This is a genomic window from Pseudonocardia hydrocarbonoxydans (assembly GCF_006539565.1).
GTDB lineage: Bacteria > Actinomycetota > Actinomycetes > Mycobacteriales > Pseudonocardiaceae > Pseudonocardia > Pseudonocardia hydrocarbonoxydans.
In genome coordinates, this window is sequence record NZ_BJNG01000029.1 from 1 (window position 1) to 22,012 (window position 22,012).

Consider the following 22,012-nt stretch of genomic DNA (forward strand, 5'->3'; position numbering starts at 1 on the left):
GGGGCCGAGCGTGATTGCGGTCGGCAACTGTGTGCCGGTTCCCGGCAGGTCGAACAGCACCATGCCTTCGAGATAGGTCACGGCGCAGGCGAGCCGGCCGATCTTGAGCAGGTGCCCGTCACCGGGGTACGGGACGGCGGTCATGTCGGGAGATCGCGCCCGGCTCATCCGGCGGTACCGGCACGGCCGGCCCGGGATCGCCGTCCAGGTATTTAATGGTGGCCCGTTCGCGCACCCACCGCAGCAACACGGCGTCGCGGATCGTCGCGGTGCAGGCCGGCCCGCCGTACTCGACGTCGGCGAGCGAGCCGGCGCTACCGGCGAGCGTGACGCGCAGCTCCAGGTTGAGGTCACCGGTGACCTGTGCTTGCCGGCCGCCGTACTCGACGAGGTCTCGATCGCCGACGATGTGCCCGGCGGTACGGATGTCGCCGCGGTCGGTAGTGATCAGCACGTGTAGCTCTTTCGTCGGCGGAACATCTACAGCATCGCAAATCAGCGGGTCGGGCGTTGCCACGTCGGTGCGGTTTCCGGGTCGGTTCAGCCCAACCTCCGGCCGATCAGCCCGCCGTCCACTCGTTGCTGAACAGTGCCATCTCCACGCGCTCCGGCTCGTCTCCGAATGTGGCCCGGCCCGCCTGCTCGGCGGCCCACCGGAGGTACGTGACCCACTCCGACGATGGCCACCCGCCGTCGCGTCGACGGGCGGGCCCGGCATCGGCGGGAAGCCGGGACGCGACCCGTTTGTCGAGGATGAGCGGCTGCACGCCGCCGGCGCTACGCCGGTAGCCGGCGAAGTAGATGAGCTTGGTGAAGAACGCCGGTCCGAGTCCGCGGACGTGCTGCGGCTGGCCGCGCCGCATCGACACGTAGACCGCGCGCAGGTCATCGACGTCGAGTCGGTCGCGCAGCGGGGCGAGCGCCGCTTCGAGCCGGAGGCCCTCGGGGTCGGCGGCGAGGATCCTCCGTGTCCGGTGCGGACCGTAGGAGGTGCCGCCGAATCCCCACAACAGCACGGCGAGGGTGAGCTGCCGGGCAGTGCTCTGGCCGGCCCTCCATGCGTCGGCGACGGCGAACACGTCGTTCCGCCGTAGAACGCCGACGTCGGGAAGTCCGGCCGGCCACGTGTCGGCCGGGATCCCGGGTCTGAAGCGTTCGAGGGGCACTGTGATGGGGCCGGGCTCGCCGGGCAAGGCGTTGTCCAGAGCCGTCATCTGGGCACGGTAACGAGGTCGGGTCCGACGGTCCGGCATCGCCACCCTCACGGATGACGGTCCAGCTGAGCTACGGACCGTGCGGAGGCGTGTTGAACTACTCGATCCCGTTTGCCGTCTTGATGGCTCCGACCTTCGTGCCGAACATGCAGAACAGCGCGATGAACAGGGTCATCTGGTCGGGCACGTCCAGCGGTGCCAGATCCCCGGCCACGTAGTCCTCGACCAGGTCGACGCTGCGGGTCGTCCGCCGGTTCAAGATCGTCATGGCGACGTCGTGCATGTGGTCCGACATCATCATCGGCGTGAGCTGTCGCAGGTCTTAGCCGGGTGGCAGCGGCCGGTCGACCAGGTCGGCGGGGTAGCGGGCGGCCATGATCCTCATGGCGTTGTTCACGACGTGGACGGCCGGCGTCGGGCCCATCGTCAGCTCGTCGACCACGTTCATCAGCTCGTCGGTGGTGACCGCGTCCTCCTCCATGCTGATCGCCGTGCCGATATCGAGGTCGACGCGCTCCATCGCCAACTCGATGTTCTCCCTGACCTTGCCGGGTGCGATGAAGATGCGCTCGCCGTCTCGGAGGCTGGATCGCTGGTGGTGCGGATCCAGCAGATCCCGCGCGTCTGTCTCCTCGACGTCGAACTCATCGATGCGGCTGCGTCAGAGTCGCCGGAACCACGACATCCGAATCACCTCGTCACGCTTTCGTGCGGCTGATAGCGATGGCGCCAGTGTGCACACCACCCCCGACAAGAAGCGCCGCGTCTGGCGCCGCATGCCGGTCGGCAGCCTGGCCGCGCGGTGCCGGGATTGCGGCACAGTCGAGCGTGATCAGCTCGCGTTTCCGGCCGCGGCGTCGGCGATGCACTCGTCCCGGGTCATGCCGGTCTGCTCCATACACGCCTGGAGCGCAGCCTCGGACTCGGCCGTGCTCTGGCGCTCGATCTCCTCGCTGGGCGTGCGGTACTCGCCGACCGAGGCCGGGACATCACCCTCACAGACGGGCACGCCGTCCGAGGCCATGTCGCAGGAGAACTCGCGCTCCGAGTTGTTCCGGGGCTGACGGGGCGGAGTGGGTGAGCTCGTCGCGGTCGGTCTGGGCACGGCGCCGGGGGAAGACGGCGGCGCGGTCGTCGACGGGACCGGAGTCGGTGTCACGGTCGTCGTCGTCACCGCAGTGGTGGGAGGTGCAGGTGGAGGCTCGGCGACCGACGGATCGCTGCCACTGCAGCCCGCCGCGGCTACCACCGCCACGAGCGAGACTGCGGCGAGCGAGATCCGGACGGCACGAACGCGTATCCCCACGATGAGTTCAACGCGCCGAGCGGCTGCCAGAAGCGGCTGCACGCGGCTCGGTCGGGGATTCACACCGATGGACGAACTGGCGGTGAGTGCGCCCGAATATAGGCGGCGATGTGGGCGTTGCGTGTCGTGACGAACTCGCGTTGCCGGTCGAGGTAGGTGTCGTAGTCGTCCACCTCGCTGGGGAGCGGGTTCGGGTTGAACCCATCGAATAGACGGAAGAATCGCACCTGTCCGCTCCCGTCGACGAGGGCCTGCAAAAGGAAGTGCTCGACGTAGCCGGTGAACGATTCAAACAGTGCGAAGAAGTTCGCATAACGTGCGAGGGTCTCACTCAGCGGGCTGTTTTCACCGGTGTAGTGGCGTCGGATGCATTCCAGGGTGAGATCGAAGCGATCCCGGATCCGCGGGTGCATTCCGCGATGTTGGTTGATCGTCGGCTTGCGGTCCAGCCGCTCGCCGGGAAACAGCATGTACCCGCCGACGGTCATCGTCGCGCGGCAGAAGTCGTCGTTCACCTGCTGCGCCTGCGAGCCGTAGGCGTCGCTGAGCAGGCCCCGGTGCTGGTTGTTGATGGCGTCGCTGGACAGCGAGAATCGACCCTTGGCCGACTCGTGCAGCAGGTAGTGGGCACGTCCGGACGGGATCAACGTGAAGGGCGTCCCGTCCGGTAGCGGCTTGCTCCACAACAGCCGATGATATTCGCGCAACGTCGGGCTGTGGCTGTCCGGGTCACGACCAGGCGGGGTGTCCGAGCTGACGTTGAATCCGATATCGATGTCGCTCAACTCGGACGTCACGAGCGTGAGCGTATCGTGATCATCTGAGTCGTCAGGGCGGGCCGGGCGCTGTGAGCGACTCCGCTTCGGCGACGGCGCGGTGGATCGAGTCGAGGCCCAGACCGAGCTGCTCGGCCACATGCCCGGATCCTCGCGGGCGCCGCTGGGACGGCGATCTTCTGTCAATGAACACCAGCCGTCGACATGCAACGCAGCCGAGCTGGCCAACGGCGGGACGAGGTCAGCGGGCGTATGACGGTCGCGTCGGAGGCTGTCCGGATTTTGTTGACCGCGGGTTCGGGGTTCGATCCCCCGGGGGCCCACCCACACCGAACAGGCGATCCGTGTCCGACGACGATCGCGAGCGAGCGCTCTGTCGCGTTGCACGTGCTGGCGGAGGGGTTCCACGCCGACCTGAGCCGTGCTGCCGACACCGCCGCCGCGGCGGTGTGCGTCAGGGCAGCACCGCGGTCGCCTCGACCTCCACGAGCACGTCGGGATCGAAGAGCACCTCGACACCGATGAGGGACGCGGGGGGCATCGGCGCCGGGAGGCCGATGTCCTCGGCGACCGCCTGTACGCCCGCCATGAACGTCTCGATCTTGTCCGGGGTCCACCGGGTGACGTAGAAGGTCAGCCGGACCACGTCGGAGAAGGAGGCGCCGGCGCCCGCCAGGCCGATGGCGGTGTTGCGCAGCGCTTGGGCGACCTGCGCCGCGAGGTCGTCGGCGGCGACGGGCTCGTCGCCGCGCTGGCCGACCTGCCCGGCGACGTGGACGTGGGTGGTGCCGGTCGACACGGCGACGTGGTGGTAGGGGGTCTGCTGCAGCATTCCCGGCGGGCTGATGAGGCGGGTGGTCATGGAGCGTGTCTCCTCCGTAGGTGGTGTCGTATGGATACCTGGTCTACAAAAGGCACTTCAACTAGCCTTGGTGTCATGTCCGAAACCGCCGGGCGCCTCGACATCACCGCGCTGCACCGTGAGGTGCTCGGCCAGGTCCTCGACAAGTGGTCGGTGCTCGTCCTCGAGGAGCTCTGCGACGGACCGTGCCGGTTCAACCAGCTACGACGCCTCGTCCCCGTGACCCAGAAGTCGCTCACCGCGACGCTTCGTCGTCTCGAGCGCAACGGGATCGTGCAACGTGTCGTCATCAGCGACCGGCCCGTCGCGATCGAGTACCGCATCACCACGCTCGGCAAGACCTTGCGCGACCCGATCGACGCCATCCTGAGGTGGAGTGACGAGCACCTGGGCGAGATCGAGCGGGCGCGTGCGCGCTTCGACGACGCAGCCGCCGGCTGAGGCGCCGACCCGGAACCGTGCTCCGTCAGGGACGGTCGGAGGAGGCCGGTCGCAGGACGGCCGAGGCGGCGGTCATGAGCGTGCGGGCCTCGAACTCCAGCCGCGTCAGGTCGCCGGGTAGGGCACGTTCGGTCAGCAGGCCGTTGACGACGGTCAGCAGGAACCGGGCGTGGTGTCCGGGTTCGCCGGGCGCGAGCGCCCCCTCGTCGCGCAGGCGGACCAACCATCTCTCGACGTAGTGCACGGCGAGTCGTTCATGTGCCAGGAAGGCGTGGACGGCGTCGTCGGACGGGGGCGACGCCACGTAGGCAGCGTGCAGGGCGCGCCAGTACCCGCGTGCCGACTCGCCCGTCCCCACCTGAGCCAGCAGCAGCTGCAGGCACGCCACGAGCCGTTCGGCCGGCGGGCTTGCGGTGTCCTGCATCGGGTCGTCGGGCAGGTCGACGGTGTACATCCCGGCGACCACGGTGTCGATCAGTTCCCGCTGCGTCGGGAAGAAATGGCGCAGCGACCCGGTGCTGACGCCGGCGCGTGCGGCGACCGCCCGCACGCTGAGCTTGGCCGTCGGATCCTCGCCGAGCATCGTCGCAGCGGCGATCAGGATCTTGTCTCGCGTGCCGTGCCCCATGCGTCCGCCCACTCCCGCCGACTGTCCGGCCCATTTCTATCACAGCGTGATAGCGTGCTCGACTATCACGCTGTACTAGTCCCGTCGAGCACACGGAGTAGCGATGACCGAGCGATACGACCACCCCTGGCTCCTGCGCGGTGACCACCCGGTGCCGGGTCCCGCGGTGCCGCCCGGCGTCGAGTACCACCGCGCGTACGCGGGGGAGAGCCGTCGCATCCCGCGTGGCGTCCTCGCGATCGTGCTGCTCGTGGCCGGGTTCGTCGGGTTCGCGGTTCTGTTCCAGCACCTCTCGGAGGTCGTCGACGCCGCCCTGTTCGGACGGTCGGGACCGTCGACGCCGCTGCGCCAGGCGGCGGGAGCGCTGGCGCTGGCCGCGCTGATCCCCTACTGCATGCTGCTGCAGCGCGTCCTCTACGGGGTACCGGCGGGGTCGCTGCACTCGGTGGCGGGCCGCTTCCGCTTCGGTGTCCTCGGCCGGGCGCTGGTGGTGTTCGGGCCGCTGGTCCTGGTCGTCATGGCGATCGGGGCCTCGGGCGGCGTCGAGTCCGCCCCGTGGACGACCGCCGACCTGGTCTGGTTCTTCGTCATCGGGATGCTGCTGACCCCGCTCGCCGCGGCCGGTGAGGAGTACGGCTTCCGCGGCCTGATGTTCCGGGTCCTCGGCGGCTGGACCCGGGGGGCCCGATCCGGTGCGGTCCTCGGCATCGTCGTGACGACGGTGCTGTTCTCGCTCGTGCACGGGACACTCGACCCGTTCCTGTTCACCTCCTACCTCGTGCTGTTCTCGTCGATGGCGATCGTCACCTGGCGCACGGGTGGGCTCGAGGTCGCGGTCGTCCTGCACGGCGTCTACAACGTCTCCGCGCTCGTGCTCGCCACGACCCTGCACGTCGACGTCGGCGCCGAACTCGCGAACCGGTCGGCGGCGGTCGGTTCCTGGGCGAACCTCATCCCCAGCGCGATGCTGGTCCTCATCACCACGACCGTCTGGTGGACGACCCGCCGCCAGGGTCCGGCACGCACACCGGAGCACGGCCGGTCGACCGCGGGGGAAGCCGGGCGACGGGCGGGCGCTCGAGCCCTTCAGCGGGTGGCGGGTGACGCGAACCCCGGTGGGTGACGGCGGGACGGTGCGGTCACCGGCGCCGGGTGGGTGGCACCGGGCGGGACTCGGTGCGGCGCAGGGTGACCGAGGGGGACTCGTGGTAGCGGGCCTGGTAGGCCCGGGCGAAGCGCCCGAGGTGGACGAACCCGTACCGGCGCGCGACGGCGCTGACGGTCGTCTCGCTGGGATCGGCCGCGCGCAGCTGCTGGTGGGCGTGGGCGAGCCGGGTGTGGCGGAGGTGCTCGGTGGGGGTGGTGTCGAGGTGGCGCCGGTAGAGCGCCTGCAGCGTGCGCACGCTGACCGCGGCGATCTGCGCCATGTCGGTGAGGGTGAGGTCGCGGGTGGGGTCGGCCTCCACCGCGTCGACGACGCGGCGCAGCGCGGCGGGCCCGTACGAGGGCGCCGGCGCGTCGAGGGCGTCGCGGTAGGGATGGTCGACGGCTCGGAGCAGCCCGTGCAGGACGGCCTCGCGCAGCGGCGCGGCCACGATCTCGCTGTCGGCGATGCCGCCGGGCCCGGCCTCGGCGACCAGCAGCCGGACGAGGCGGGCCCAGCCGGCCCCGGCGGGGGTGCGGAGGTCGATGCTCGGGCCGAGGGCCAGCGGTCGGGTGACCGGCCGCCCGATGATGGTCTCCAGCGCCTCCTCGAGGGCGCCGGAGTCGATCTTGACCGCGAGGCAGGAGTAGTCGTCACTGGTCGTCATCGCGACGTCGCCGGTCGGGCGGAAGACCACACCCCGCGTCGGGTCGACCTCCACGACCTGGTGGCGGTGGCGGGCCTGGAGCGTGCCCCCGGTGGCGACGTTGACGTAGACGGAGCCGACCTCCTCGATGCCGATCTCCATGCTCGAGGTGTACCAGGCCGCGCCCACGGTGAGCGGGCCGTGCGCGTGGCCGTCGAAGCGGAACTCGTAGGGCGCCGCGGCGCGGCACAGGTCGAGTGTGGTGGGGAAGTAGTTCTTCGCGATGGCCGCGCGGGCGCCGTCGAGATCGAACTCGTGGAAGGAGAACCGGACCGGAGCCGACACGAAGTGCCTCCTACTCGACGTCCTCCGCGACGTCGAGCCCCCGAGTCTACTGCGGCACCGCGGTCGAGGTCCGTGTGCGCTTACGCGCTCCGATCGGGCGCCGCGCCGACGAGCCCGTCGAGCGGGACGGGCCTGCCCAGGTGGTAGCCCTGCCCGTGGTCGACGCCGAGGAGGCGCAGCTCGTCGACCAGCTCCGGCCGGTCCACCCGCTCGGCCACGGTCACCAGCCCCAGCTGCCGCGCGACGACGACGACGGCGCCGACGAGCGCCCGGTCGACGGGTTCGCGATCGATGTGCTCGACGAAGTCGCCGGCGATCTTCACCGAGGTGAACCGCAGGTGCTTGAGGTAGGAGAACGACCCGAACCCGGCACCGAAGTCGTCCAGCGCGAACCCGACCCCGGAGTCGATGAGCAGCGTCGCCAGGCTGCGGGCCGCGGCCAGCTCGGTCACCGCGGCGGTCTCGGTGAGCTCGACGCCCAACCGGCCCGGCTCCACGCCGTGGCGGCTCAGCTCCGCGAGCACCCACGGCCCGAAGTCGGGATCCTCCAGCGACCGGCCCGACAGGTTCGCCTCCAGCCGCAGGTCCAGCGCCCGCGCCCGCGGCGTCGCCAGCGCGCGGACGGCACGGCCGACCACCCAGCGGTCGAGCCGGTGGACCAGCTCGGTCGGTTCCACGAGCGGGAGGAACTCGGCGGGCCCCACCGGGGGGTGCTGCCCGTCGCGGAGGCGGATCAGCAGCTCGTACCGCGTGACGCGGCCGGACCGGAGATCGACGATCGGCTGCGCGTTGAGGCCCATCGTGTCGTGGTCGAGCGCGTCGTCGACCCGGCGCAGCAGCGTCGCGCGACGGTGGGCGGCGCGGTGCAGGTCGGCGGTGAACGGGACCGCCCGGTTGCGGCCGGTCCGTTTGGCCTCGGCCAGGGCGAGGCACGCGTTCCCGAGCGAGGCGTCGACGTCGTCGCGGACGACCTCGGCGACCCCGACGCTGATCGCGACGTGGACGATACCCGCCCCCACCCGCAGCGGGGTGCGGTCGACCGCCGCGCACAGTCGCCTGCCCACCTCGATCGCCTCGCCGACCGACCGGCCGGGCAGGACCGCGGCGAACCGATCGCCGCCGATCCGGCCGACGGTGGCCCCGCCGCCGGACCCGCGGTGCAGGACGGCGGCGACGCTGCGCAGCACCTCGTCGCCTGCCGCCATCCCGTGCAGCTCGTTCACATCACCCAGCCGGTCCACGTCGACGACGACGACCGCCGCGCGCTGACGACCGGTGGCGCACTCGGTCAGCCGGGAGATCACCCGGCGCCTGCTCGCCACGCCGGTCTGTGTGTCGTTCCCGCACAGGAAGGCGAGCGCCTGCCGCGCCGACCGGAGCTCGGTGACGTCGCGGGCCGTGCCGACCAGGCGCCGCGACGGCCCGCACGCGGTGTCGCGGACCTCGCCGTACACCTCGAACGTGCGGATCCCGGAGCCGTCGGTGGGGAGCATCCGCACGACGTGCCGCCACGACCCGCCGGTGCGCACGGCGTCGCGCAGCGTGCGGTACAGCGTCCGGCGGTCGTCGCGGTGCACGAGTGCGGCCACCCGGAGCCAGTCGCAGCCGGGTCGGTGCGGCACGCCGAGCATGTCCGCGAGGCCCGGCGACAGCCGCACGCGGTCGGTCGCGACGTCCCAGTCCCAGGTCGCGGTGTCGGGAACCGCCGCGACCGGACCGCCGTCGTAGTCGGTCTCGTCGGACAGCGCGACCAGCCGGCCGCCCGACAGCTCCTGGCTGCCCGCGCGCCACCAGCGCACCGATCCGTCCGGCGCCGACCAGCGCAGGCGCACCCCGCCGCCGTCGACGGCCACGACCAGGGCCGCGGGGCCGTCGGGATCCGACCAGCGCCCGCCGTACGGCTCGACGAGCCGGGCCGCCGCCGTGTTGTGCCAGCGCACACCGCCGCCGTCGACCACCAGCATGGCGACCGGCGCCAGGCAGGCCGCCGCGACGGACGGGGGATCAGCGGGTGGATCCGACTCGGTCGTCACACACGTCCTTCCCCGTCGAGCGGCTCCCCGGTGGTGTGTGGAGACGATCGCACCGCAACCGGCCGTACCGTGTCGAGCCGTTGCCCGGTCCTGGTCGCGTGCGGCTCACCGGCGACGTAGCCGTGGCCGGGTCACCGGCGGGTCGAGGGCAGCCGTCGCACCACGACGCCGAGGGTGGACAGGGCCGCGTCGAGGTCGTGGCTGAGTTCGAAGTGCTCGGTCAGCCCGGCGTCGGCGAGTGCGGACCGGACGACGGCGGGACACACGAGGGTCAGGCCGACGTCGAGCTCACCCGCCGCGTCGGCCACCCGCATCAGCATGGCCAGCCCCGCCGGGCCGACCGCGTCGAGCGGGCGCAGGTCGACGACGACGCCCCAGGGGAGGCGGCTCAGCGCCGCGTCGACGGCCGATCCCAGCTCGGCGACGGCGTAGCCGGCGAGCGGGCCTGCCGCGGCCCGGATCCGCGCGATCGCCGGGCGGAGTTCGTCGGTACGGACGGACCCGAGGGTCTCGTGGGTGCCGGTCAGCGCGGAAGACATCAGCCCAGTTCACCTGCTGGTAGGCGCCGGGTCGATCCGTTGCGCGCGAGGCCCGGGACGATCCGCGCAGATCAGCGGTCCCGACCCCAGGCACGACCCGTCCCCGCCGGACACCCGGCCCGGCGGGGACGGACCCGCGCGACTACGTCCGGTCGGTGACGGGCAGGTGGATCCGCCCGCCCTCGTCGGCGAACCGTCCGGACTCCTGCGCCATCCCGGCCTCGATGGCCTCGACGCTGGTCAGCCCGTGTGCCTCGGCGTAGTCCCGGACGTCCTGGGTGATCCGCATCGAGCAGAACTTCGGGCCGCACATGGAGCAGAAGTGCGCGGTCTTCGCCGGCTCCGCGGGCAGCGTCTGGTCGTGGAAGGCGACCGCGGTGTCCGGGTCCAGCGACAGGTGGAACTGGTCGAGCCAGCGGAACTCGAACCGCGCCGCCGACAGCGCGTCGTCACGGGCCTGGGCCAGCGGGTGCTCCTTGGCCAGGTCCGCGGCGTGCGCGGCGATCTTGTAGGTGATCACCCCGGTCTTGACGTCGTCACGGTCGGGCAGGCCGAGGTGCTCCTTGGGCGTGACGTAGCAGAGCATCGCGGTGCCCGCCTCGGCGATCGTCGCCGCCCCGATGGCCGAGGTGATGTGGTCGTAGCCGGGCGCGATGTCGGTGGTCAGCGGGCCGAGGGTGTAGAACGGCGCCTCGTCGCACCACTGCTCCTCCAGCTCCACGTTCTCCCGGATCCTGTGCAGCGGGACGTGGCCGGGGCCCTCGATCATCACCTGCACGTCGTGCTCCTTGGCGACGCGGGTGAGCTCGCCGAGCGTCCTGAGCTCCGCGAGCTGCGCCTCGTCGTTGGCGTCGGCGATGGAGCCCGGGCGCAGCCCGTCGCCGAGGGAGAACGTGACGTCGTAGCGGCGCAGGATCTCGCACAGCTCGACGAAGTGCGTGTAGAGGAACGACTCGCGGTGGTGCGCCAGGCACCACGCGGCCATGATCGAGCCGCCGCGGGAGACGATGCCGGTCACCCGCTTCGCCGTCAGCGGCACGTAGCGCAGCAGGACCCCGGCGTGCACGGTCATGTAGTCGACGCCCTGCTCGCACTGCTCGACCACGGTGTCGCGGTAGACCTCCCAGGACAGCTGCGCCGGGTCGCCGTCGACCTTCTCCAGTGCCTGGTAGATCGGCACGGTGCCGATCGGCACCGGCGAGTTGCGCAGGATCCACTCCCGGGTGGCGTGGATGTCCTTCCCGGTCGACAGGTCCATCACGGTGTCGGCGCCCCAACGGGTGGCCCAGACCATCTTGTCCACCTCCTCCTCGATGGAGGAGGTGACGGCGGAGTTGCCGATGTTGGCGTTGACCTTCACCAGGAACCGCTTGCCGATGACCATCGGTTCGGACTCGGGGTGGCGGCGGTTGGCCGGGATCACCGCCCGGCCGCGCGCGACCTCCGAGCGCACCAGCTCGGCGTCGACGCCCTCCCGGACGGCGATGTAGCGCATCTCCTCGGTCACGACGCCGGCCCGCGCGTGGGCGAGCTGCGTGACGGCCCCGCCGACCGGCTCGCGCCCGGCGATCCACGGCTCCCGGAGCTTCGGCAGCCCCGCGTGCAGGTCGATCGCGGCGGAGTCGTCGGTGTAGGGACCGGAGGTGTCGTAGACGTCGTGGTGCTCGCCGGTGCTGAGCGCGATCCGGCGCACCGGGACCCGCAACCCGGCCGGCCCCTCGACGTGGTGCTTGTGCGAGCCCCGGATCGGGCCCGTGGTGACGTGCGGACGTGCATCCTGCAGTGCGGTCACGAAGATCCTTCCCTCGCCGGCATTACCCGGACAGGTTCAGCGGTCGGCGGCCGTCTCACCGCCCTCTCAGCCCGGCCAGTCCCGAGCTCCCGCGAGGCGTGAAGCCCCGATCGACGATAGACAACCGACGATCACCGCGCCGGGGTGGCGTGCCGGGGACACGTGCAGCCGACCCACCCGACGATCGGGGACGACCGCGCGGCGGGCTCACGCGTACGGGGCCGACCCCTGCCGTCCGGGGCGGGCCCACGGTGTCGCCCCGGCCGTCCCGGGACCGGAGGTGGTGGACGCGTCCGGTCGCCGCGGCGGGAGGCACCACCGTCGGAGGGGCGCGCTGGGGACGTAGAGCCCCTCCCGTTCCGCACGGACCGCGGCGAGCGTCCTCGTCGGGGCCCCGAGCTTGGCGAGGAGGTGTTCCAGGTGGGTGGCCACGGTCCGCGGGGCCACGACCAGCGCGCGGGCGATCTCCTGGTTGGAGCACCCCTCGATCAGCAGGCCCAGTACCTCCAGCTCCCGCGCCGTCAGCTGGTGCAGGTCGCCCGCCGGTGACAGCAGGGCCAGGCCGGTCAGCCCGGCCGGCACGTCCTCGGGCGCCGCCAGCGCGGTGACGCGGACGTGCCCGGCCGGGGCGTGCGGGCCGCCGAGGGGCCAGAGGAAGGACGAGAACGTGTGCCCGTCGTCGATCCGGTCGCGGGCGAGGGCCAGGACGGGGGAGCCCGGGACCAGCAGTGCGTTCGTCGGCAGGCCCGGGAGCGTCCGGCAGCCGTGGTCGCCGGCCAGCACGACTGCGGCGGTGGCGCCCCGGACCATGCGGGAGGCGGTGAGCAGCGAGCGCATCGGGTCGATGCCGTGGGCCAGCGCCGGCGCCATCCGGGCGAGTCGGTCGCGCTGGTCCGGGGTCGGCGGCCGCCGGCTGCCGGACAGCAGGGCGATGAATCCGACGTGGCGTCCGTGCGGGGCGAACAGGGCGAGGGCGAGTGCCTCGTCGACGCCGCCCGTGACCACGCCGTCGTGGGCCGTCGGGGGGCCGGAGAGGACGTCGGCGACGGGGCGGCCCGGTGCGACGTCGGCCAGGGAGGGGTACCCGTGGCGGAGGGGGTCGGCGAGCGCGATCCAGGCACCGTCGAGGGGGGAGACCGGGCGGAGGTCGTCGAGCACGGCCGACGCCCGCCCGGCCACGGCACCGGGCGAGGTGGCGGTCTCGGCGAGCAGCAGCTCGCCTCGCCGATGGGCTCGCACGTCGCCTCCTGGTGGGCCCGGGGGAGCAGGACGTCCCGCCGGCCGGCCCGTCGGCCGGTCGTCACGACGCTGATCACTCCTGGATACCAGGTACTTCCGCACCGTGGCCGGGGAAACGGCGTCTCCGCGGGCGCCGGTTGCACCTCGCCCCGTCGCCGTCCCCACAGATCCGTGCGCCGGCGCGCGACCTGCGCGTGACGCAGTTCGGGCGTACGACGACGGATCGAGGAACCGGGGCGGCGCTAGAGAGCGGCGTGTCCGTGACCGGCGCGGCGGACCGGTGCCGGACCGGACAGGAGTCCCTCGTACAACCGGACGTGCTCGCCCACCATCCGCTCCGTGCTGAAGCGGCGCACGGCGGCCGCCCGGCACGCCGCCCGGTCCAGCCCCGCGGCGTCCGGCAGCGCCGCGGCCAGCGTGATCCCGTTCGGGCACAGCAGGCCCGTGACCCCGTCGTCGACGATCTCCGGAGCCGCTCCGAACGGCGTGGCGACGACCGGGGTACCGGTGGCCAGCGCCTCGATCATCGTCAGGCCGGACGGCTCCGCCCCGCGGCCCGGGTGCATCAGGGCGAACGACTCCCCGACGAGCTGCAGCTCCTCGTCGCGCCCCAGCTCCCCCAGGAACTCGACGTCCCCACCCAGCAGCGGCGCGACGCGCGCGTCGAAGAACGCGCGCTCGGCCGGCCGGCGGAGGTCGGCGGCCATCCGCAGCGGGACGCCCGCGACCCGGGCGAGGAGTGCGGCCTCCCGGGCCCCCGACGCCGGGGACATGCGTCCCAGGAAGCTCGCGTACCCGCCGTTCCCGCGGCCCACCGGGACCGAGTCCACGTCGAGACCGTGGTGGATCACGCCGGCCAGCCGGACCCCGTCCGCGGTGGCGGCCTGGGCGTGGGAGACGGCCAGGACCGCGACCCCGCGCATCGCCCGGTACACCGGGCCGGACGCCGCGTCGAACGGGCCGTGGGCGGTCGCGACCAGGGGCTGAGCCGGGCGGCGGGGGTGGCGCAGCGGGCCGGTGACCGTGTGGTCGTGCACGACGTCCGCGGCGGTCGGCGGACCGGTGCGCCCGACCAGGGGCACGGGGCAGGTGCTGTCGGCCGCGGCGGCGAGCAGCACCCGGTGACCGGCCCGGACGAGCCCGCGGGCCAGCCGGTCGACGACCGCCCCCGTGCCGCGGCCGCCGGGCGGCGGCACGGCGATCCCCGGAGGGGCGATGAGGCAGATGTGCATGCGGTGGTCCTCGGGAGGGCCGGGGCGCCGGCGGCGACGGGACGGGAGCCTCCAGGTAAGCGGGTGGCACCCGACGTCGCCATCGGCAGAGCGACCGATCCGCGGCCGACGACCCGTCGTCCCTCCCGGGGGTGTCCGGGCCCGGTGTCGGCAGGTCTGCCGATACCGGGCCCCGGGCCGGGCCGGTCCAATGAAGATCCGGCTCCGGGGAGGGGCGGGAGGCAGCGTACGAGGAGGCAGCGTGAAGGCAGTGGTCTACGAGGCGCCGTGGCGGGTCAGCGTCACGGACGTACCGGACGCGCGGATCGAGCGGCCGACCGACGTGCTGGTGCGGATCACCTCGACGAACATCTGCGGCTCGGACCTGCACATGTACGAGGGGCGGACCGATTTCGAGCCCGGCCGCTGGTTCGGGCACGAGAACATGGGCCAGGTGATCGAGGTCGGCGCCGGCGTCGACAAGGTCCGGGTGGGCGACTGGGTCGTGCTGCCGTTCAACATCGCGTGCGGGCACTGCCGGAACTGCGAGCGGCAGCTCACCAACTACTGCCTCACCGCGCAGCCGGAGCCGAGCATGGCCGGTGCCGCGTACGGCTTCGCCGACATGGGCCCCTACGGCGGCGGGCAGGCGGACTTCCTGCGGGTGCCGTGGGGCGACTTCAACTGCCTGCGGCTGGGGGAGGACGCCGAGGAGCGGCAGACCGACTACGTGATGCTGTCCGACATCTTCCCCACCGGCTACCACGCCACGGAGATGGCCGGCGTCCAGCCCGGCGACCGGACGGTGATCTACGGCGCCGGACCGGTCGGGCTGATGGCCGCCCTCTCGGCCACCATCCGGGGAGCGGGGAAGGTGATGGTCGTCGACCGCCATCCCGACCGGCTGCGGCTGGCCGAGTCGATCGGGGCGATCGCCATCGACGACTCGAAGGTCGACCCGGTGCAGGCCGTGCTGGACCAGACGATGGGGCTGGGCGCGGACAACGGCTGCGAGTGCGTCGGCTACCAGGCGCACGAGCCCGACGGCACGGAGCAGCCCAACCTGACGATGAACCGGCTGGTCGCCTCGGTGCGCTTCACCGGGAGGATCGGCACCGTCGGCGTCTTCGTCCCCCAGGACCCGGGCGCGGGCGACGAGCTGGCGAGGCAGGGCAAGATCGCCTTCGACTTCGGCACGTTCTGGTTCAAGGGCCAGCACATCGGCAGCGGCCAGGCGCCGGTCAAGCGGTACAACCGGCAGCTGCGTGACCTCATCGCCGAGGGCAGGGCCGAGCCGTCGTTCATCGTCAGCCACGAGCTGCCCCTGGACCGCGCGCCGGAGGCCTACGAGCACTTCGACAAGCGGGACGACGGCTGGACCAAGGTCGTCCTGCACCCGGCGACGGCGGGGAGCTGACGTGGCCGGGGAGCTGGACGGACGCCGGGTCGCCATCCTGGCCGCGGTGCGGTTCGTGCGGGACTTCGTCCTGTCGGGCAAGCCCGTCGCCTCGATCTGCCACGGCCCGTGGAACGTCGTCGAGGCCGACGTCGCGCGCGGGCGCCGGCTGACCTCGTGGCCGAGCATCCGTACGGACCTGCGCAACGCCGGGGCGGAGGTGGTCGACGAGGAGGTCGTCACCGACGGCACCATCACGACGAGCCGGTCGCCGGACGACCTGCCGGCGTTCTGCGAGCGCATCGTGAGGAGTTCGCACGGGCCCCGCAGCCCGCCCGCGCGGTTGGCCGGTCGTGACCGCCGTACGGCTTCCGCGAGCGCGGGGCCCGGACGGGTCCGATGACGGGCGGTGAACCCGACGACGGCCGGGGGCCGGGCCGCGTCGTGCACCGCCCGGTCGGTGGTCCGGAGCCGCCCGACGACGGGGTCCGGGGCGTCGGGCGGATCCTGTCCGCCCGGCGGGTCCTGGTCTCGCTGGCCGCCGGCCTCGGCGCCGGCGCCGTCGTCGGTCTCGCCGGCGCCTCCGAGCTGGTCCCCCTGGTCACCTGGACCGTGGCGGCGACGGTCGTCCTGGTCTGGGCGTGGCGGATCAGCTGGCCGCTGGACCATCGGGGCACCAAGCTGCTCGCGGAGGCGGAGAGCCGCTCCCGGTCCAGCGACGCCGCGGTACTGGTCGGCGCGGTCGTCAGCCTCGGCGCCGTCGCGCTGGCCCTCGCCCGGTCCGGCAGCGACCGGGACCCCGTCGCGGTCGCCCTGGTGATCCTCAGCGTGCTCGCCGTGGTCCTCGCCTGGGGCCTGGTCAACACCGTCTTCGCCCTGAAGTACGCGCGCCTCTACTACAAGGACGAGGTCGGCGCCGACGGCGGCATCGACTTCAAGCAGGAGCGCCCCCCGGCCTACAGCGACTTCGCCTACCTGGCGTTCACCGTCGGGATGGCCTGCGCCGTCCCGGAGGCCGAACCCACCAGCACCGAGGTCCGCAAGACCGCGCTCGGGCACGCCCTGCTCTCCTACGCCTTCGGCACGGGGGTCCTCGCGGTGGCGGTCAACCTCGTGACCGACCTGGGCCCCCGGTGACCCGACCCGCCCCGGTGACGCACCTCGCGTCACCGACGAACGACCCGTTCGTTGAACCAGAACGACAACGGATGGGGGCGTCGTGCCAGGACCGCGATGGGATCCGGCCGCAGGCCGCTGGGTGCTCGACGACGAGGCGCCTCCGCCGCCCCGGCGCCGCGCGGCCCCGCCGCCCGACCGGGAGCGCCCCGCGTCGCCGTTCGTGGCCCGTGACCGCCGGCCCGCCGGCACCGACGTCGCACCGCCTCCCGCGGGTCCGGGGCCCGGGCGTCACGGGGCCGGCCGCCATGGCACGGGCCGGCCGGTGGACAACCGGGCCGACCAGGGGCCGCGGCGCGCGCACCGCGGTGCGCCCGAGCCGGGCGGACCGGACCCGTATCCCCGGCGCCCGCCCGCCGACGCCCGCGTCCCCGACGGCGGGCGCCGTCGCGCCGTCGACGGACCCGTCCGGCCCGACCTCGACCCGGCCGCCCGCGGGCGGCACGGCGTCGAGGACCGGACGCCGGTCGACCGCCCGGCCCCGCGGCCCGACCGGACCGCCGTCGCCGCCCCGCTCGACGCGCCGGACCGGCCGGGTGGCCGGCGCCGGCTGGAGACGGGTCCGGGGGACCACGGGCGTCCCGCCCGTCAGGGGCCCGGCCCCGTCCCGGTCGACGACCCGGCGCCCGGGGCGGCCCGTGCCCTCGTGGACGCCGGCGAGCCGGTGCCCGACCGGGCCGCCGGATCCCCGCGTCCCGAGTCCGCCGACGCGGGCCGGCCGACCCGCGGCCGGCGCGGACGGGCCGGGCGGGCCGAGGCCCCGACGACCGGTCGCCGGAAGTGGCGGTGGGCGGTCGCCGCCGCCGCGGCCGTCGCCGTCGTCGTCCCGATCGCGCTGCTCACCCTCGGTGGCTCGGACGACGGATCCGGGTCCTCGCAGGCCCGGGGACCGGTGGCGATCGAGCGGTCGGCCGAGAGCGACGGATCGGCCGCGGCCCCGGCGGGCGACCCCGCCGACCCCGCCGCCCCCGCGGCGTCGGCGGCCACCGAGGTCACGTTCGAGGTGACCGGGTCCGGCACGGTGGGCGTGATCACCTACAGCCGGGGTTCGTCGGTCGCGCAGGTGTCCGGCGTGGATCTGCCCTGGGAGCAGACCGCCCCGGCGGCCGAGGGGCCCGCCGAGTACTCGGTCTCCGCGGCCGGTGCGTCCGGCGAGATGTCGTGCCGGATCCTCGTCGACGACGTCGTCCTCGCGGAGGAGACGGCCGGCGACTACGGGGCCGTCTCCTGCAGCGGTCGCCTCTGACGGTCGCCGCGGTGACCGTCAGGTCATCGCGGCCCGCACCGTATACGTGTCGTTGATCGACTCGAACTCGACGATCCGTCCGTCGCGGAGCCGGAACAGGTGCGCGAACCGCGAGGTCATCGAGGCGCCGGTGCTCCGGTGGGTGCCCTCGAACGCACCGACGGCGATCACCGTCCCGCCGCAGTGGAAGAACTCGGCCGGCACCGGTGTGAAGGACTCCCAGTCCTCGCCGAGCGGTAGGAACACCCCCTGGACCAGGGCGTCGTGCCCGACGAAGGTCCCGGCGTAGGCGCTGCCCTCGGCTTCGGTCCAGGACACCTGCGGATCGAGCAGCGCGAGCAGTGCGGGGATGTCCCCCCGCAGAAAGGCCGCGTAGCCGTCCTCGACGATGCCGACGGCCGATCGGGTCGCTGTGTCGGTCATTCCGGGTTCCTCGTCTCGCCGCGTTCGGGGGCACGTTCCCGCGGTGCGGGGACGCGCCCCGGCCAGGTATTCCGTCGGTGTCCTGGACCCGACCGGATCAGTACATCGCCGGCGGCCGGTGGTCGCCATCGGTAATACCCGCCGCCGACCGGGACGGTGTCGACTGGGTACCGGACACCCAAGCCGCGACCTGGGCACGGCTGTGCACGCCGAGCTTGCCGCGCAGGTTCTCGACGTGTCGTTCGGCGGTGCGCTCACTGATCCCCAGCCGGTGGCCGATGCGACGGTTGGTGAAGCCCTCGGCGATGAGGCGGGCGACCTCGTACTCGCGAGGCGTGACGCCCGGTGACGGGGTGTCGGCGAGAGCCGTTCGCGCACGTGCCTCGGCAGGATCGCAGTGCGAGCGGAGGTAGGCGTTGCGGCGTGATCCAGCCCGCTCACGCAGGGCCGCCGCCCGGGCGAAGTGCCGCAGCGCTTCGGGGTGCTCGCCGCGGGCCACGGCGACGCAGCCCGACCCGTCCAGACAGTCCGGGAGGGACCGGTGGTCCCCGACCTTCTCGAACGCCGCCGCCCCGGTGCGGAACCGGTCGCCCGCCCCGTCCAGGTCGTGGTCGAGGTAGGCGATCCAGCCGAGGAAGTAGCTCGACTTCCCGCTACCCCACACCGAGGTTCGGTTCAACCGTGCGTTCTCCTCGAGCAGCTCGACCGCCTCGTCGCGGCGGCCCTGCGCCCACCGGACCAGCCCGAGGCCGCAGGTCGCCCGGCGCAGGGGCATCGTCTCGCCCACCGCGCGTGCGATCTCCAGCCCGCGCTCGGCGAGCGGGACGACCTCGTCGACGTCGCCGAGCATGAAGTGGGAGATCGCCACATTGCCCGCGCACCAGGCCCAGCCACCGGCGTTGCCGTGTTCCTCCGCGAGCGCGGCTGCCGCGCCCAGGGCGGCGCGCGCGGCGCCGTGCTCGTCCTGCCACAGCAGGAGCAGGCCGAGGGACTGGAGGGCCCACCAGTGGGCCACGGGGTCCGACGCGGTGTCGTGCCGGTCGAGCAGGCGGCGCAGGTGCTCCCGTCCCTCGGTGAGGTAACCGCGGATGTCCCACAGGTAGTAGAGGTCGGCCGCCAGCCGCAGCCCGGCCGAGATTCCGGTCTGCCCGCAGTTGTCCAGCGCGGCCCGGATGTTGTCCAGCTCCGCCTCCGCGGCGTCGAGGGCGGCGGTCTCGTCAGCCCCCTCCATGGCGGACACGCGGGATCCGAGGGACCGGCACCAGTCGGCGTGCCGTAGCCGGACGACCTCCTGGTCGCCGGCGTCCCGCGCCATCCCGGCCGAGTACCGGCGCAGCGTTTCCAGCATCCGGTAGCGCACCGTCGTCGCGCTGTGCACCGCGTCGACAAGTGAGTGCTCGACCAGCGTCGCCAGCGCCGGGAGTACGTCGTCGCCAGGCTCGCCGCAGACCTGCTGGGCGGCGTGTGCGGTCCAGCCCCCGGCGAAGACCGACAACCGGCGGAACAGCGTGATCGCCCGGTCATCGAGCAGCGCCACGCTCCAGGCAACCGCGTTCGCGAGGCTGCGGTGCCGGTCCGGTGCCATCCGCGAGGGGACCTGCACTGTGTAGAACTGCTCCGTGGTGCGCGCCAGCACCTCCGACAGACCGAGCGGGCGGACCTGCGCGGCTGCCAGCTCGATGGCGAGCGGCAGGCCGTCGAGTGCGCAACAGATCTCGGCGACGGCGCGCGCGTTCTGCGCGGTGAGGGTGAAGTCAGGCTGTACGGCGCCGACCCGGGCGACGAACAGCGCGACGCTCGGGCATGTCGAGAGGTCGTCGGGCCCGACCGGGGCGCGGAGGTCGGGTACGGGCAACGGATCCACCTGCAGGACCTGCTCCCCGGGCACGCGCAGGGGTGATCGGCTGGTGGCGAGCACCCGGACGGCGGGACACCGGGAGAGGAGGTCGGTGATCCCGGCGGCGGCGTCCGGCAGGTGTTCGAGATTGTCGAGCAGGAGCAAGACCCTTCGGTCGAGCAGGTGTCGGAGCAACGTCGTGGACACTGGCTGGGCACCGGCCTCGCGCAGCCCGAGGGCGCGGGCGATGGTCGGCAGCACGTGCTCCGGCTCGGTGATCGGCGCCATGTCGACGAAGACGACGTCCGTGACTACTCCGACGATCTCGATCGCGAGCCGGGTCTTCCCGCAGCCCCCCGCACCCACCACGGTGACCAGTCGCTGCGTCGTCAGCAGGGCCCGCGCCGCCTCGACCTCCCGGTCGCGTCCGAGGATCGGGGTCAGCGGCAGCGGCACCGGCGCGACGTCCGCGCGGCCCTCGTCCATGAGGAAACGGTAGCGCCGCTCGCCAGGGAACAGAGGTCGTCGCGCGATCTCGCCGGAGCCTCAGCGCTCCACCGGCGGCGACTCGTGGACGGAGTCGAACACCTCGGACGGATCCCCGACCAGCGTCAGGCCGTCCGCCACCCCGGTCACCCGCGCCAGCCCGGCGTTGCCGCCGGTCGCGACGGACAGCCGCCTGCCGTGGGCGCGGGCGTGGTCGGCGGCGTGGCGCAACACCTTGAGTCCGCTGGTGTTGCAGTAGGCCACCTCGGCCAGGTCGACGACCACGTCGGGCTCCGTGCCGGCCAGCGCCCGCAACGCGCCGTCGGCGAACAGGTCGTAGGTCTCGTGGTCGATCTCGCCGCGGCAGGCCAGCACCACGACCGGCCAGTGCCCGGACACCGTCACCCGCAGACGGGGTTCGGGGGTTCCCATCCGGGGACCTTAGACCCGGCCGGGGAGCGTGCGTCGCCGTCGCGTCACCGGATCACGCGGGCGCGCAGGGCCAGCAGCACGATCTGGGCACGGTCGGTGACCCGGAGCCGGCCACTGATCCGGGAGAGGTGGCTCTTCACCGTCAGCGGCGACACACCCAGCACGCGGCCGATCTCGGAGTTGTTGCGCCCGTCGGCGACCAGCTGCACGATCTGGACCTCGCGCGCCGACAGGTGCGATCCGATGCCGTCCGCCGTCTCCACCGGCACCACCGGCGCCACGCCGTGCGGCCACCGGGGCCCGGGTTCGTCGGGTACGTCGTCCGAGGTGGGGGCGGGCAGCCCGGCGGGTCGCGGGAACAGGTAGCCGCGCGCACCGGCGTCGAGCGCGGCACGCACGCGGGAGACCGTGGGCGGCCCGGACACCAGCACGTGCTGCCCGGGGCCGTACCGCTCCGGGACGTGACCGGAGTGGATGGTTGAGGACGCAGGCCCAGCGCAGGCGGCCGTAGACGGGGTGGGGCAGGAGCACGTCGAGCGCGGCCGGGTCGTGCGGGCACTCCTCGGGGAACAGCCGGGCGAACTCCGCCTTCGTCAGGCCGACGTTGAGACGGAAGACCCCGGGCCGGTCGAGGTCGGAGAACTCGTCGTGGGCGTTCGACGTGACGAGGGTGGCCCAGGGGACCTTCCGCGCGTCCGGCAGGTCGCGACGGGGATCGTGCACGAAGTACAGGTCCCCGAAGGCCTCGAGCACGTCGGTGCCGGGCAGGCTGTCGACGATGTGGCGCCGGATCTCCTCGATGTCCATGGGCCGGACGGTAGGTCCGGGAGCCGGGATTCT

Annotated in this window: 23 protein-coding genes and 2 pseudogenes; 6 read left to right on the forward strand and 19 right to left on the reverse strand. The window is 73.1% G+C overall.

Translation table 11 applies throughout. From position 1 onward, the window contains the following. Positions 1 to 118: 118 nt before the first annotated feature. The 7 genes from PHY01_RS16835 to PHY01_RS16860 form a co-directional block, all read right to left on the reverse strand. Complete coding sequence (locus tag PHY01_RS16835; RefSeq protein WP_141279805.1) at positions 119 to 517, reverse strand: hypothetical protein; 399 nt, start codon at positions 515 to 517, stop codon at positions 119 to 121. A 43-nt stretch (positions 518 to 560) separates the two neighbouring features. Further along, a complete protein-coding gene (locus PHY01_RS16840; protein WP_141279806.1) occupies positions 561 to 1,214 on the reverse strand; it encodes an 8-oxoguanine DNA glycosylase OGG fold protein in 654 nt (217 codons plus the stop codon). A gap of 97 nt (positions 1,215 to 1,311) precedes the next feature. Further along, positions 1,312 to 1,482, reverse strand: a complete 171-nt coding sequence (locus PHY01_RS26590) for a hypothetical protein (protein ID WP_170183855.1) — start codon at positions 1,480 to 1,482, stop codon at positions 1,312 to 1,314. A gap of 54 nt (positions 1,483 to 1,536) precedes the next feature. Further along, on the reverse strand, positions 1,537 to 1,734 hold the full coding sequence (locus PHY01_RS16845) for a hypothetical protein (protein ID WP_141279807.1): 198 nt from the start codon (positions 1,732 to 1,734) through the stop codon (positions 1,537 to 1,539). A 312-nt stretch (positions 1,735 to 2,046) separates the two neighbouring features. Next, positions 2,047 to 2,562, reverse strand: coding sequence for a hypothetical protein (locus PHY01_RS16850; RefSeq protein WP_141279808.1), 516 nt, complete (start codon positions 2,560 to 2,562; stop codon positions 2,047 to 2,049). A 17-nt stretch (positions 2,563 to 2,579) separates the two neighbouring features. Then, positions 2,580 to 3,317, reverse strand: coding sequence for a DUF6994 family protein (locus PHY01_RS16855; RefSeq protein WP_141279809.1), 738 nt, complete (start codon positions 3,315 to 3,317; stop codon positions 2,580 to 2,582). A 433-nt stretch (positions 3,318 to 3,750) separates the two neighbouring features. After that, a complete protein-coding gene (locus PHY01_RS16860; protein ID WP_141279810.1) occupies positions 3,751 to 4,158 on the reverse strand; it encodes a RidA family protein in 408 nt (135 codons plus the stop codon). 75 nt (positions 4,159 to 4,233) lie between these two features. Here PHY01_RS16860 and PHY01_RS16865 point away from each other — a divergent pair, with 75 nt between their 5' ends. Then, the gene (locus PHY01_RS16865; protein ID WP_141279811.1) at positions 4,234 to 4,599 is read left to right on the forward strand and encodes a winged helix-turn-helix transcriptional regulator; all 366 of its coding nucleotides are present in this window, start codon (positions 4,234 to 4,236) and stop codon (positions 4,597 to 4,599) included. Positions 4,600 to 4,624: 25 nt separating this feature from the next. On the opposite strand, the gene PHY01_RS16870 is transcribed toward PHY01_RS16865, so the two are convergent. Further along, positions 4,625 to 5,239 carry a TetR/AcrR family transcriptional regulator gene (locus PHY01_RS16870; protein ID WP_218030194.1) on the reverse strand — a complete coding sequence of 205 codons (615 nt, stop codon included), beginning with the start codon at positions 5,237 to 5,239 and terminating at the stop codon, positions 4,625 to 4,627. Between the two features lie 91 nt (positions 5,240 to 5,330). Here PHY01_RS16870 and PHY01_RS16875 point away from each other — a divergent pair, with 91 nt between their 5' ends. Continuing rightward, complete coding sequence (locus tag PHY01_RS16875; RefSeq protein ID WP_141279812.1) at positions 5,331 to 6,350, forward strand: CPBP family intramembrane glutamic endopeptidase; 1,020 nt, start codon at positions 5,331 to 5,333, stop codon at positions 6,348 to 6,350. Between the two features lie 16 nt (positions 6,351 to 6,366). On the opposite strand, the gene PHY01_RS16880 is transcribed toward PHY01_RS16875, so the two are convergent. The 6 genes from PHY01_RS16880 to PHY01_RS16905 all read right to left on the reverse strand — a co-directional run bounded on the left by PHY01_RS16880 (position 6,367) and on the right by PHY01_RS16905 (position 14,197). Beyond that, positions 6,367 to 7,362: an AraC family transcriptional regulator gene (locus PHY01_RS16880; RefSeq protein WP_141279813.1), complete on the reverse strand. Its 996-nt coding sequence runs from the start codon at positions 7,360 to 7,362 to the stop codon at positions 6,367 to 6,369. Between the two features lie 80 nt (positions 7,363 to 7,442). Beyond that, entirely contained in the window at positions 7,443 to 9,395 is a 1,953-nt protein-coding gene (locus PHY01_RS16885; protein WP_141279814.1) for a putative bifunctional diguanylate cyclase/phosphodiesterase, read from the reverse strand. Positions 9,396 to 9,526: 131 nt separating this feature from the next. Next, complete coding sequence (locus PHY01_RS16890; RefSeq protein ID WP_141279815.1) at positions 9,527 to 9,934, reverse strand: STAS domain-containing protein; 408 nt, start codon at positions 9,932 to 9,934, stop codon at positions 9,527 to 9,529. 142 nt (positions 9,935 to 10,076) lie between these two features. Next, positions 10,077 to 11,726, reverse strand: coding sequence for a phosphomethylpyrimidine synthase ThiC (gene thiC / locus PHY01_RS16895; protein WP_141279816.1), 1,650 nt, complete (start codon positions 11,724 to 11,726; stop codon positions 10,077 to 10,079). A 207-nt stretch (positions 11,727 to 11,933) separates the two neighbouring features. After that, the gene (locus PHY01_RS16900) at positions 11,934 to 12,965 is read right to left on the reverse strand and encodes a helix-turn-helix transcriptional regulator (protein ID WP_141279817.1); all 1,032 of its coding nucleotides are present in this window, start codon (positions 12,963 to 12,965) and stop codon (positions 11,934 to 11,936) included. Positions 12,966 to 13,207: 242 nt separating this feature from the next. Continuing rightward, on the reverse strand, positions 13,208 to 14,197 hold the full coding sequence (locus tag PHY01_RS16905; RefSeq protein WP_141279818.1) for a glycosyltransferase: 990 nt from the start codon (positions 14,195 to 14,197) through the stop codon (positions 13,208 to 13,210). Positions 14,198 to 14,438: 241 nt separating this feature from the next. Between PHY01_RS16905 and PHY01_RS16910 the strand changes: the two genes are divergently transcribed. The 4 genes and pseudogenes from PHY01_RS16910 to PHY01_RS16925 all read left to right on the forward strand — a co-directional run bounded on the left by PHY01_RS16910 (position 14,439) and on the right by PHY01_RS16925 (position 17,994). Next, on the forward strand, positions 14,439 to 15,593 hold the full coding sequence (locus PHY01_RS16910) for a glutathione-independent formaldehyde dehydrogenase (RefSeq protein ID WP_141279819.1): 1,155 nt from the start codon (positions 14,439 to 14,441) through the stop codon (positions 15,591 to 15,593). 43 nt (positions 15,594 to 15,636) lie between these two features. Further along, a pseudogene (locus PHY01_RS16915) lies at positions 15,637 to 15,975 on the forward strand (DJ-1/PfpI family protein); the annotation flags it as partial. Further along, positions 15,972 to 16,709, forward strand: a complete 738-nt coding sequence (locus PHY01_RS16920) for a DUF1345 domain-containing protein (RefSeq protein ID WP_141279821.1) — start codon at positions 15,972 to 15,974, stop codon at positions 16,707 to 16,709. The pseudogene PHY01_RS16915 and the gene PHY01_RS16920, both read left to right, overlap by 4 nt. Positions 16,710 to 17,013: 304 nt before the next feature. Then, complete coding sequence (locus PHY01_RS16925; protein WP_141279823.1) at positions 17,014 to 17,994, forward strand: MmpS family transport accessory protein; 981 nt, start codon at positions 17,014 to 17,016, stop codon at positions 17,992 to 17,994. An 18-nt stretch (positions 17,995 to 18,012) separates the two neighbouring features. Here the strand turns inward: PHY01_RS16925 and PHY01_RS16930 are convergent, their stop codons facing one another. The 5 genes and pseudogenes from PHY01_RS16930 to PHY01_RS28240 form a co-directional block, all read right to left on the reverse strand. Next, complete coding sequence (locus PHY01_RS16930; RefSeq protein WP_141279825.1) at positions 18,013 to 18,417, reverse strand: nuclear transport factor 2 family protein; 405 nt, start codon at positions 18,415 to 18,417, stop codon at positions 18,013 to 18,015. Between the two features lie 97 nt (positions 18,418 to 18,514). Further along, on the reverse strand, positions 18,515 to 20,740 hold the full coding sequence (locus PHY01_RS16935; protein ID WP_141279827.1) for a LuxR C-terminal-related transcriptional regulator: 2,226 nt from the start codon (positions 20,738 to 20,740) through the stop codon (positions 18,515 to 18,517). 60 nt (positions 20,741 to 20,800) lie between these two features. Continuing rightward, the gene (locus PHY01_RS16940) at positions 20,801 to 21,172 is read right to left on the reverse strand and encodes an STAS domain-containing protein (protein ID WP_141279829.1); all 372 of its coding nucleotides are present in this window, start codon (positions 21,170 to 21,172) and stop codon (positions 20,801 to 20,803) included. A gap of 44 nt (positions 21,173 to 21,216) precedes the next feature. Then, entirely contained in the window at positions 21,217 to 21,570 is a 354-nt protein-coding gene (locus PHY01_RS16945; protein WP_246085959.1) for a response regulator transcription factor, read from the reverse strand. A gap of 55 nt (positions 21,571 to 21,625) precedes the next feature. Then, positions 21,626 to 21,979 (reverse strand): annotated as a pseudogene (locus tag PHY01_RS28240) (DUF6194 family protein); the annotation flags it as partial. Positions 21,980 to 22,012 lie beyond the last annotated feature (33 nt).

Coding starts and splice junctions, on each gene's coding strand:
- PHY01_RS16920 (WP_141279821.1), top strand. CDS start 15,972: ATGACGGGCGGTGAACCCGACGACGGCCGGGGGCCGGGCCGCGTCGTG.
- PHY01_RS26590 (WP_170183855.1), bottom strand. CDS start 1,482: ATGACGATCTTGAACCGGCGGACGACCCGCAGCGTCGACCTGGTCGAG.
- PHY01_RS16865 (WP_141279811.1), top strand. CDS start 4,234: ATGTCCGAAACCGCCGGGCGCCTCGACATCACCGCGCTGCACCGTGAG.
- PHY01_RS16905 (WP_141279818.1), bottom strand. CDS start 14,197: ATGCACATCTGCCTCATCGCCCCTCCGGGGATCGCCGTGCCGCCGCCC.
- PHY01_RS16935 (WP_141279827.1), bottom strand. CDS start 20,740: ATGGACGAGGGCCGCGCGGACGTCGCGCCGGTGCCGCTGCCGCTGACC.
- PHY01_RS16890 (WP_141279815.1), bottom strand. CDS start 9,934: ATGTCTTCCGCGCTGACCGGCACCCACGAGACCCTCGGGTCCGTCCGT.
- PHY01_RS16875 (WP_141279812.1), top strand. CDS start 5,331: ATGACCGAGCGATACGACCACCCCTGGCTCCTGCGCGGTGACCACCCG.
- PHY01_RS16840 (WP_141279806.1), bottom strand. CDS start 1,214: ATGACGGCTCTGGACAACGCCTTGCCCGGCGAGCCCGGCCCCATCACA.
- PHY01_RS16860 (WP_141279810.1), bottom strand. CDS start 4,158: ATGACCACCCGCCTCATCAGCCCGCCGGGAATGCTGCAGCAGACCCCC.
- PHY01_RS16930 (WP_141279825.1), bottom strand. CDS start 18,417: ATGACCGACACAGCGACCCGATCGGCCGTCGGCATCGTCGAGGACGGC.
- PHY01_RS16940 (WP_141279829.1), bottom strand. CDS start 21,172: ATGGGAACCCCCGAACCCCGTCTGCGGGTGACGGTGTCCGGGCACTGG.
- PHY01_RS16845 (WP_141279807.1), bottom strand. CDS start 1,734: ATGGAGCGCGTCGACCTCGATATCGGCACGGCGATCAGCATGGAGGAG.